12 protein-coding genes and 1 pseudogene are annotated in these 10,217 nt (G+C 73.4%); 11 read left to right on the top strand and 2 right to left on the bottom strand.

The window, feature by feature from the left end:
- Positions 1-123 (bottom strand): transposase (locus tag ABIB16_RS03660; RefSeq protein WP_354436051.1); only part of this gene is annotated, 123 nt, incomplete at its 3' end.
- A gap of 49 nt (positions 124-172) precedes the next feature.
- A pseudogene (locus ABIB16_RS03655) lies at positions 173-1,021 on the bottom strand (IS481 family transposase); the annotation flags it as partial.
- Positions 1,022-1,147: 126 nt separating this feature from the next.
- Here ABIB16_RS03655 and ABIB16_RS03650 point away from each other — a divergent pair.
- The 11 genes from ABIB16_RS03650 to lgt all read left to right on the top strand — a co-directional run bounded on the left by ABIB16_RS03650 (position 1,148) and on the right by lgt (position 10,125).
- Complete coding sequence (locus tag ABIB16_RS03650) at positions 1,148-1,411, top strand: phosphoribosyl-ATP diphosphatase (protein ID WP_010078767.1); 264 nt, start codon at positions 1,148-1,150, stop codon at positions 1,409-1,411.
- 48 nt (positions 1,412-1,459) lie between these two features.
- Positions 1,460-2,308, top strand: a complete 849-nt coding sequence (hisG, locus tag ABIB16_RS03645; protein ID WP_036338660.1) for an ATP phosphoribosyltransferase — start codon at positions 1,460-1,462, stop codon at positions 2,306-2,308.
- A gap of 46 nt (positions 2,309-2,354) precedes the next feature.
- Positions 2,355-3,125, top strand: a complete 771-nt coding sequence (hisF, locus tag ABIB16_RS03640) for an imidazole glycerol phosphate synthase subunit HisF (protein ID WP_010078765.1) — start codon at positions 2,355-2,357, stop codon at positions 3,123-3,125.
- Between the two features lie 44 nt (positions 3,126-3,169).
- The gene (hisI, locus tag ABIB16_RS03635) at positions 3,170-3,550 is read left to right on the top strand and encodes a phosphoribosyl-AMP cyclohydrolase (RefSeq protein ID WP_010078764.1); all 381 of its coding nucleotides are present in this window, start codon (positions 3,170-3,172) and stop codon (positions 3,548-3,550) included.
- A complete protein-coding gene (locus tag ABIB16_RS03630; protein ID WP_049146872.1) occupies positions 3,547-5,097 on the top strand; it encodes a chorismate-binding protein in 1,551 nt (516 codons plus the stop codon). The genes hisI and ABIB16_RS03630 overlap by 4 nt, the downstream gene beginning before the upstream one ends.
- The gene (locus ABIB16_RS03625) at positions 5,097-5,702 is read left to right on the top strand and encodes a Trp biosynthesis-associated membrane protein (protein ID WP_044658968.1); all 606 of its coding nucleotides are present in this window, start codon (positions 5,097-5,099) and stop codon (positions 5,700-5,702) included. Before ABIB16_RS03630 ends, ABIB16_RS03625 begins: the two co-directional genes overlap by 1 nt.
- Before the next feature lie 125 nt (positions 5,703-5,827).
- Entirely contained in the window at positions 5,828-6,151 is a 324-nt protein-coding gene (locus ABIB16_RS03620) for an HGxxPAAW family protein (RefSeq protein WP_010078761.1), read from the top strand.
- A gap of 5 nt (positions 6,152-6,156) precedes the next feature.
- A complete protein-coding gene (trpC, locus tag ABIB16_RS03615; protein WP_060973958.1) occupies positions 6,157-6,963 on the top strand; it encodes an indole-3-glycerol phosphate synthase TrpC in 807 nt (268 codons plus the stop codon).
- Positions 6,964-6,992: 29 nt separating this feature from the next.
- Positions 6,993-8,318, top strand: a complete 1,326-nt coding sequence (gene trpB, locus ABIB16_RS03610) for a tryptophan synthase subunit beta (protein ID WP_217564719.1) — start codon at positions 6,993-6,995, stop codon at positions 8,316-8,318.
- Positions 8,315-9,121 carry a tryptophan synthase subunit alpha gene (gene trpA / locus ABIB16_RS03605; RefSeq protein WP_354436050.1) on the top strand — a complete coding sequence of 269 codons (807 nt, stop codon included), beginning with the start codon at positions 8,315-8,317 and terminating at the stop codon, positions 9,119-9,121. The genes trpB and trpA overlap by 4 nt, the downstream gene beginning before the upstream one ends.
- Positions 9,122-9,123: 2 nt before the next feature.
- Positions 9,124-10,125: a prolipoprotein diacylglyceryl transferase gene (gene lgt / locus ABIB16_RS03600; protein ID WP_041102695.1), complete on the top strand. Its 1,002-nt coding sequence runs from the start codon at positions 9,124-9,126 to the stop codon at positions 10,123-10,125.
- Positions 10,126-10,217 lie beyond the last annotated feature (92 nt).

The following is a 10,217-nucleotide window of genomic DNA, read 5'->3' as shown; positions in this document are numbered from 1 at the left end:
GATGATCGCCTCCACCATGGTGCGGGCGTCGGCGAACGGCCTGCCGGCGCGGCCGGTCCGGGTCGGGAGCATCGGGGCGATCAACTCCCATTGGGCGTCGGAGAGCATCTGGAACCGGGACATGTCCCCAGGGTCTCAGCTGACTCGTGCATCTATTCTCAGACACGCCCTAGAGGACCTCGTCCACCATCAGCCGGTTGTACCGCTCGACCTTCCCGTTGTGACGCGGGGTGTAGGGGCGGATCCGGTGGTGCCGGCCCCCGAGCGAGACCACCTTCCGGGTGAAGTCCACGGCCCGGTAGTTGTTCCCGTTGTCCGTGATCACCCGGTCCACGGTGATGCCGTGGGCGGCGAAGAACGCCCTCGCCCGGCAGAAGAACCCGATCGTGGTCACCGCGCGCTCGTCCTCCAACGCTTCGGTGTAGGCCAGCCGGGTGAACCCGTCGATCGCCGAGTGCAGATAGGTGTACCCGACCCGCCGGCCTGCACCACGCTTGGAAGCACGGCCTGCTTCACTTTCACGTCCGTGAGCACGCCAGCCGCCCCCCTCGGGGATGCGCCCGATTTTCTTCACGTCCAGGTGCACCATGTGCCCCGGGCCGCGGGCGGTGATCTTCTGCGGTCGTTGGCGCAGGTCCTCACCCGTGGGCGCGAGGTCTCGCAACCGGGAGATGCCCAGCCGGTGCATCCACCTCCCCACGGTGCGCAAGCACAGCTGGTGGCCTTCAGAGACGAGGTGGTGATGGATGCGCCGGGCGGACCACTTCTCGGCCCGGCGCAGGGCCTCCAGCTCGGCCACGATCGCGGGGTCGAGCCGGGCAGGTGAGCGATGGGGCCGGCTCGACCGGTCTTGCAGTCCTGCCTCGCCTTCGGCACGGTAGCGGGCGACCCAGGTGGCCACCGTGGGCCGACTGACGCGGAACTCCGCGGCCACGTGGGACTGCGGGATCCCGTCGTGCAGGTGGCGTTGGACCATGCGCAGCCGGCCGGTCGGGGTCAGGGGTGCGTTAGCGTGAGTCATGAGCGGGTCTCTTCTGGCAGGTGGGTTGTTGAGGAACTTCCATCCTGCGGCAGGGGCCCGCTCGTCTCATCTCAGCCCGTACCCCGTGGCAAGAACCTCATGACCCACAACAGCTAGGGTGGTCACGTGAAGACCTTCGACGAGCTGTACGCGGAACTGACGCGCAAGGTGCAAGAGCGCCCCGAGGGCTCCGGCACCGTGGCCCAGATCGACGCCGGCGTCCATGCGATCGGCAAGAAGGTCGTCGAGGAGGCGGCCGAGGTCTGGATGGCCGCCGAGTACGAGTCGGATGAGGCCGCCGCCGAGGAGATCTCTCAGTTGCTGTACCACGTGCAGACCATGATGATCGCCCGCGGCATCAGCCTCGAGGACGTCTACCGCCACCTCTGAGGCCGCCGGCCCCGTTCCCCGCCCACCGCACCCCGAGGAGACCGACGCGTGCTGCGCATCGCCGTTCCGAACAAGGGCGCCCTCGCCGAGGCCGCCCGTGAGATCCTGCAGGAAGCCGGCTACCGCCAGCGCCGCGACTCCCGCGAGCTGGTGCTCGTGGACCCCGAGAACCAGGTGGAGTTCTTCTACCTGCGTCCCCGAGACATCGCGGTGTACGTGGGCAAGGGCACCCTCGACGTCGGCCTCACCGGGCGGGACCTGTTCCGCGACGCCCAGGTCGAGGGCACAGCGGAGGAGATCATGGCGCTGGGCTTCGGCCGGTCTGTGTTCCGACTGGCCGCGCCCGTGGGCACGTTCTCCTCCGAGTCCGAGCTGACCGGCAGGCGCATCGCCACCAGCTACGACGGCCTGCTGCACGCCTACCTGGAGCGCACCGGCCTTGACGCCGAGGTGGTCCACCTCGACGGCGCCGTGGAGTCCTCCGTCAAGCTCGGCGTGGCGGACGCGATCGCCGACGTCGTGGAGACCGGCAGCACCCTGCGCGCCGCCGGCATGGAGGTCTTCGGCGAGTCCATCCTCGACTCGGAGGCCGTGCTGATCGGCCGCGCAGGGGAGCGCCCCGAGGGCCTCGACGTGCTGCTGCGCCGCCTCAAGGGCGTGCTCGTGGCCCGCCGCTGGGTGATGATCGACTACGACATCCGTCGTGACCTGCTGGAGGCGGCCACCGCGGTCACCCCCGGACTGGAGTCACCGACGGTCTCCCCGCTGCGGGACGAGACGATGGTCGCCGTGCGCTCCATGGTCCGCAAGCCGGACGCCAACCGCGTCATGGACGAGCTGTACGCCCTGGGCGCCCGCGGCATCCTGATCTCCGCGATCCACGCGATCCGCCTCTGACGGCCCGCGCCGTCCCGCCCGAGCCCCCCGAGACGAAGGAGCCGACGTGAGCCTCGCCGTGCGTGTCATCCCCTGCCTGGACGTGGACGCCGGGCGCGTGGTCAAGGGCGTGAACTTCGAGAACCTGCGGGACGCGGGCGACCCGGTCGAGCTCGCCCGCCGCTACAACGCCGCGGGTGCCGACGAGATCACGTTCCTCGACGTCACCGCCTCCACCTCGGACCGCGCCACGACCTACGACGTCGTGACCCGCACGGCCGAGGAGGTCTTCATCCCGCTGACCGTGGGCGGCGGCGTACGCACCGTCGAGGACGTGGACCGGCTGCTGCGCACGGGGGCGGACAAGGTCTCCGTCAACACCGCCGCCGTGGCCCGGCCCGAGCTGATCACGGAGATCACCCGCCGCTTCGGGTCCCAGGTCCTCGTGCTCTCCCTCGACGCCCGGCGCACGGAGGACCCGGGCTGCGCCTCCGGCTATGAGGTCACCACCCACGGCGGACGCCGCGGCACCGGCATCGACGCCGTCGCCTGGTGCCGTGAGGCCTCCGAGCGCGGCGTGGGGGAGATCCTGCTCAACTCGATCGACGCGGACGGCACGCGCGAGGGCTTCGACCTGGAGATGATCCGGGACGTGCGCGCCGTGACGCGCGTGCCGCTGATCGCCTCCGGCGGCGCCGGCGAGCCCGAGCACTTCCCACCCGCCGTCGCGGCCGGTGCGGACGCGGTGCTCGCCGCCTCCCTGTTCCACTTCGGCCCGGACGACATGCTCGCCCGCGTCAAGGACGCCCTGCGGCAGGCGGGGCACACCGTCCGCTGACCCCGGCGGCCACGCCCCGCTCCGGCTCCCTAGACTGGACCTCCATGAGCATCTCCCCGCCCGACGACCTCGTGGCCTCCGTGACCTTCGACGACCGGGGCCTGGTGCCCGCCATCGCCCAGCAGGAGGGCACCGGCGAGGTGCTCATGATGGCGTGGATGAACGCGGAGTCCCTGCGCGCGACGCTCGAGACCGGCTGGGCCACCTACTGGTCCCGCTCGCGCGGCGAGCTGTGGCGCAAGGGGGAGACCTCGGGCCACCTGCAGCGGGTGCGCGCGGTCCACGCGGACTGCGACGGCGACACCCTGCTGCTCACCGTGGACCAGACCGGCCCCGCCTGCCACACGGGCACCCGCACCTGCTTCACCGGCCGCGAGCTCGTCATGCCGCCGGCCGCCGTCGACCCTGAGGAGGCCGCCCGATGACCGCCGCCACCACTCCCTCCCGTGCGGAGTTCCTGCGTCTGGCGGACACCGCCCGCGTGATCCCCGTGGTCCGCACGGTGCTGGCGGACGGCCTCACGCCGCTGGCGATCCATCGGCGCCTGGCCGGCTCCCGCCCCGGCACCTTCCTGATGGAGTCCGCCACCCCGGGCGCGGCGTGGTCCCGGTACAGCTTCATCGGGGCCGGCTCCGCCGTCACCCTGACCTCGCGGGACGGCGAGGCGCACTGGCAGGGCACCCCGCCCGAGGGGCTGCCCACGCAGGGCCGCGCCCTGGACGTGCTCGCGGCGTGCCTGCGCCTGCTGAGCACGGACGTGCGCGCCGAGGTCGGAGGCGTCCTGCCGCATCTCGTCTCCGGCATGGCCGGCTTCCTGGGGTGGAACACGGTCCGCGCGTGGGAGCGCCTGCCGCACCCGCCCGAGGACCACCTCGGCCTGCCCGACCTCGCGATGAACCTCGTCACCGACCTGGCCGTGCACGACGCCCTGGACGGCACCGTGACGCTGATCGCCAACGCGGTGAACGGCAACGGCCTGGCCACCGGCGCGGACCGCGCCTACGACGACGCGCTCGCCCGTCTGGACGCCATGGTCGAGCGCCTGACCGCCCCGGCCGCGGACCCGGTCAGCGACGTCCCGCGCCGCTGGCTCGAGGCGGACGCGGACGAGGTCGCCGCCCAGGCCGAGGACCGGTGGGGCGCCGAAGGCTTCCGGGAGGCCGTCGGGAAGGCCCAGCGGGCGATCCGCGACGGCGAGGTGTTCCAGGCCGTCGTCTCCCGCCGCCTCTCGGTCACCACGGACGCCACCGGTCTGGACGTGTACCGCGTCCTGCGCATGGTGAACCCGAGCCCCTACATGTACCTCTTCTCCTTCGAGACCCCGGACGGGGAGCCGTACGAGATCGTGGGCTCCTCGCCCGAGGCGCTCGTCACCGTGCGGGACCGCCGCGTGGTCACCCATCCGATCGCCGGCTCACGGCGGCGCGGGGCCACCGCGGAGGACGACCGCCTCCTCGGCAAGGACCTGCTGGAGGACGAGAAGGAGCGGGCCGAACACCTCATGCTCGTGGACCTCTCCCGCAACGACCTCTCGCGCGTGTGCCGCCCCGGCACCGTCGAGGTCACCCAGTTCATGGAGCTCGAGGCGTTCAGCCACATCCTCCACCTGGTCTCCCACGTGGAGGGCCGCATGCGCGACGATGTCGACGCGCTCGACGTCCTCCGCGCCGCCTTCCCCGCCGGCACGCTGTCCGGCGCCCCGAAGCCCCGCGCCCTGCAGCTGCTGGACGAGTGGGAGCCGACCGAGCGCGGGCCCTACGGCGGCGTCGTCGGCTACTTCGACCTGGCGGGCAACATGGACATGGCGATCAACATCCGCTCGGCCACGCTGCACCGCGGCCAGGCGCACGTGCAGGCCGGCGCCGGCATCGTCGCCGACTCCGATCCCGACGCCGAGACCGCCGAGACCGTCACCAAGGCGACGGCGCCGCTGCGGTCCGTGCTGACCGCGGGCGAGCTGGGGCAGGCGTGATGCGCCGCCGCACCGTGGTCCTCGCCGCGCTGGCCGCCGGCGGGCTCGTGCTGCTCACGGCGGGCCGCACCTGGGTGACCGCCACGGGCCTGTCCGGCGGGATCGCCTCCGAGGCGACGACGTCGGGCGGCGCCGCCGCGCCCGTCGCCACCGCCATGGCCCTGGTCGTGATGGCCGGTGCCCTCGCCCTGACCACCGCCCGGCGCCTCGGCGCCGTGATCGTCGGCGTGCTCATGGCGCTGGCCGGGGTCGTGATCGCCTCGACCTCGGTCACCGCCGCCCTGGATCCGGCGACGACGGCGGCCGCCGCGGTCGCCGACGCGACCGGGACCACCGCGCTCGCGCAGGACTACGCAGTGACGGCGTGGCCGTGGGTCGCGGCGGCCGGCGGCGTGCTCGCGGCGCTGTGCGGCGTCGTGGCGGCACTGGCGGGCCGTGGCTGGCGTTCGTCCCGGCGCTACGAGAAGGCGCCTGCGGCCTCCGAGCCCGGCCCGGCCGCCGCCGGGGAGCAGCCCGCGCAGTCCGCCCGCGAGGCGGCCCAGCGCCGGCGCGTGGACCAGATGGACGCGTGGGACGAGCTGTCCCGCGGCAACGACCCCACGTGAGCGCCCGTCTCTCGGACCGCCCCGCACCGCCCGGGTCGTCCCGGGTCACGCGGGCCCGGTCCCGTGCCCGCATGGCACAATGAGGGACAGTCGTCATGTACACCACGCACCAGTGAGGGACAGCCATGAGCCACACCGCGAACACCGCGCACACCGAGCCCACCACCCGTCGCGCCGCCCGCCGCGGCGCCGTCGAGGACGTCGTCGTCACCGAGGACGGCCTGGTGCTCAACGACCCGACCCACCTCGAGCTGCCTGGCCACGGCAACTCGCCCGGCGCGTGGGCCATGGTGGCGCTCGTGCTCGTCGGCTTCGTGGCCGGCTGCGTCGGCCTGCTCGCCGACTGGAGCGTCGTCGTGTGGATCGGCCTGGCCCTGATGGCCGTGGGCGTCGTCGTGGGCATCGTCGCCGGCAAGGCCGGCGCGGGTCGCGGCCAGCACGGTCACTGATCCGCGTGTCCGTCCTCCAGGAGATCATCGACGGCGTCCGCGAGGACCTCGAGCCTCGTCGCCGTGCCGTGCCCGAGGCGCGCCTGGCCGAGCTGGTGGCCGCCACCCCTGCGCCGCGTGACGCCCACGCGGCCCTGCACGGCGGACGCACCGACCCCGCGGGGATCCGGGTGATCTCCGAGGTGAAGCGGGCGAGCCCCTCCAAGGGGGCGCTCGCCGAGATCCCCGAGCCGGCCACCCTGGCCCGCGCGTACGAGCGCGGCGGCGCCAGTGCCGTCTCCGTGCTCACCGAGGCCCGCCGCTTCGGCGGCAGCCTGGCCGACCTGGACGCCGTGCGTGCCGCCGTCGATCTGCCGGTCCTGCGCAAGGACTTCACCGTCACCGAGTACCAGATCCACGAGGCCCGCGCCCACGGGGCCGACCTCGTCCTGCTGATCGTGGCCGCCCTCGACGACGCCGAGCTGGCCGGCTTCCTGCAGCTCACCGAGTCCCTGGGCATGCACGCCCTCGTGGAGGCCCACACGCCCGAGGAGATCGAGCGCGGCGTCGCCGCCGGCGCCCGCATCCTCGGCGTCAACGTGCGCAACCTCAAGACCCTGGACGTCGACCCGGCCCGCTACGCCGCGCTGGCCGACGGGCTGCCCGAGGACGTCGTCCGGGTCGCCGAGTCGGGCGTCGAGTCCGAGGAGCAGATCAAGGCCTACGCCGCCGCGGGCGCCGACGTCGTGCTGGTGGGCGAGGCCCTCGTGCGCCACGGCGCCCCCGAGGAGGCGCTGCGCGCGTTCCGCGCCGCGTCCCTCACCGTCCGCTGACCGAACCAGACCCGAGGAGCGTGGTCGCCATGAGCACCGACCGTCCGAGCACCGAGCCCGCGATCGAGTTCGAGGGGCCGTATCAGGGTCAGGCCGGGCCCTACTTCGGCGACTACGGCGGGCAGTGGATGCCCGAGTCCCTCATGGCCGCGCTGCAGGAGCTCACCCGCACCTACGACGAGGCGCGGCAGGACCCCGCCTTCGAGGCCGAGCTGCGGACCCTGTTCCGGGACTATGTGAACCGGCCCTCCCTGCTGAGCGAGGTGCCGCGGTTCGCCGCGGACACCCCCGGCGTGCGCATCTTCCTCAAGCGCGAGGACCTCAACCACACCGGCTCGCACAAGATCAACAACGTGATCGGCCAGGCGCTACTCGCCCGCCGCATGGGCAAGACGCGTCTGATCGCGGAGACCGGGGCCGGCCAGCACGGCGTGGCCACGGCGACGGCGGCCGCGCTGTTCGGCATGGAGTGCACCGTGTACATGGGGGAGGAGGACACCCGCCGCCAGGCCCTGAACGTGGCCCGCATGCAGATGCTCGGCGCCGAGGTGGTCCCCGTGGCGATCGGCGCCCGCACCCTCAAGGACGCGATCAACGAGGCCCTGCGGGACTGGGTCGCCTCCGTGGACACCACGCATTACCTGATGGGCACGGTCACGGGCCCGCACCCGTTCCCCGCCATGGTGCGCTACTTCCACTCCGTGATCGGCGAAGAGGCCCGCGAGCAGATCCTGGCGCAGGCCGGCCGCCTGCCGGACGCCGTCGCGGCGTGCGTGGGCGGCGGGTCCAACGCGATGGGCCTGTTCCACGGCTTCCTCGACGACCCTGAGGTGGAGCTCTACGGCTTCGAGGCCGGGGGCGAGGGCCTCGAGACCGGCCGCCACGCCGCGTCCATCACGCTCGGACGCACCGGCGTGCTGCACGGGGCCCGCACGTACCTGATGCAGGACGAGGACGGGCAGACGATCGACTCCCACTCGATCTCCGCCGGCCTGGACTACCCGGCCGTCGGCCCGGAGCACGCCTTCCTGCACGACACGGGCCGCGCCGTCTACGAGCCGGTCTCGGACACCGAGTGCATGGACGCCTTCCTCCGGCTCACGCGCACCGAGGGCATCACGCCCGCCATCGAGTCGGCCCACGCCCTGGCCGGCGCGCTGCGCCTGGCCCGCCGCTGGGCGGACGAGGGCCTCGTGGGGCCGGACGCCCCGCAGGGGGAGGAGCGGATCATCATCGTGAACCTCTCCGGCCGCGGGGACAAGGACGTCGCCACGGCCGCGGCCTGGTTCGGCCTCGGCACGGCCGCGGAGGAGAAGGACCCGCTCGAGGAGATGACCCCCGGAGAGGAGCAGTGACCGGCATGACCGTGCACTCCAAGACCGCCGCGGCCCTGGACGCCGCGAAGGCGGCCGGCCGCACCGGCCTCGTCGCCTTCCTGCCGGCCGGCTACCCGTCCGTGGACGAGTGCGTCGAGGCCGTCGTCGCCGCCGCGGAGAACGGCGCCGATGTCATCGAGCTGGGCCTGCCCTACACGGACCCCGTGATGGACGGCCCCGTGATCCAGGCCGCGACCCAGGCCGCCCTGCAGGCGGGTTTCCACGTGGCCGACGTCTTCGACATCATCCGACGGGTGACCCAGCGCACTGACGCCGCGGTGTTGGTGATGACGTACTGGAACCTCGTGGACCGCATGGGCGTCGACGAGTTCGCGCGCCGCCTCGCCGAGGCCGGGGGCGCCGGTCTCGTCACCCCTGACCTCGTGCCCGAGGAGGCCGGCGCCTGGATGGAGGCCTCGGACCGTCACGGCCTGGACCGCGTGTTCCTCACCGCGCCCTCGTCCACGGACGAGCGGGTGCGCCTCACCGTCGACTCCTCCCGCGGCTTCGTGTACGCGGTGTCGGTCATGGGCGTCACCGGCACCCGCGACGCGGTGTCCACCGTCGCCGAGACCGTGGTCCGCCGGGCCCAGGATGCCGGGGCGGAGCACGTGTGCGTCGGCCTCGGCGTCTCCCAGGCGGCGCACGTCCGCGAGATCGGCGCCTACGCCGACGGCGCGATCGTCGGCACGGCCCTGGTGCGCGCGCTGACGGACGGCGGGCCGCAGGCCGTGGGCACGCTGACCCGCGAGCTCGCGGCCGGCACGGTCCGAGAGGGCTGAGGGTGACCGCCGCCCTGGCCCCGCTCGCCGCCTTCCCCGCCCCCGGGTGGGACGGGTTCCAGCTGGGCCCGGTGAAGATCCACGCGTACGCGCTGTGCATCATCCTGGGCATCGTCCTGGCCCTGTGGCTCGCCGAGCGCCGGTGGCGCGCCCGCGGCGGCCCCGAGGACCGCGTGCTCGACATCGCCCTGTGGGCCATCCCGTTCGGCTTCGTGGGCGGGCGGCTCTACCACGTGTTCTCCTCACCGGACCGGTACTTCGGGCCCGGCTTCGACGGCACGGGCGACCCGATCCAGATCCTGTACGTGTGGAACGGCGGACTCGGCATCTGGGGCGCGATCGCCCTCGGGGCGGTCGGCGCGTGGATCGCGTGCCGCCGCTACGGGGTGCGGCTGAGCGCGTTCGCCGACGTCGTCGCCCCGGGCATCCTGCTGGCCCAGGCCGTGGGCCGGTGGGGCAACTGGTTCAACCAGGAGCTCTTCGGCGGCCCGACGACGGCCCCGTGGGGCCTGCGCGTGGACGCCGGCCACCCGAACTTCCCGGACGGCGTCGCCCCGGACACCCTGTTCCACCCCACGTTCCTCTACGAGTCCCTGTGGTGCCTGCTCGGCGTGGCCGTGCTGCTCCTGGCGGACCGCCGGTGGCGGCTGCGCCGCGGGGCGATGGTCTGGGCCTACGTGGCCTGGTACACCGCCGGGCGCGTGTGGATCGAGACGCTGCGCATCGACGACGCGGAGCTGGTCACCCTGTTCGGCCTCACCCAGCGCCTGAACGTGTGGACCTCGATCGTGATGCTCCTGCTGGCGCTCGTGATGCTCGCCGTCATCCTGGTCAAGCACGGCCCGGCCGCCGCCGGCCCGCGCTCGGACGACTCCGTGTGGCTGCCCGGCCGCGGCCCCGCCCTCGAGGCCGGCGCGGGCGCGCCCGTCGACGCGGCGGTCGCGGGGCAGGGCCCCGACGACGGCGCCGGATCCACGGCCGCGGGGGTCCGCGAGGACCGCTGAGCGTCCAGCATTCGGACATCCGCGTCTGAGAATGTGGCGCAGGTCGCCTTCCTCGCTACTCTCGTGCGCAACGCGACCCGCCGGGCGATCCC

It is taken from the genome of Micrococcus sp. UYEF5 (genome assembly GCF_040546065.1).
Taxonomy (GTDB): Bacteria; Actinomycetota; Actinomycetes; order Actinomycetales; family Micrococcaceae; genus Micrococcus; species Micrococcus luteus.
Note: the sequence above shows the minus strand (reverse complement) of the source record. Positions and strands in the feature narration are given on the sequence as shown.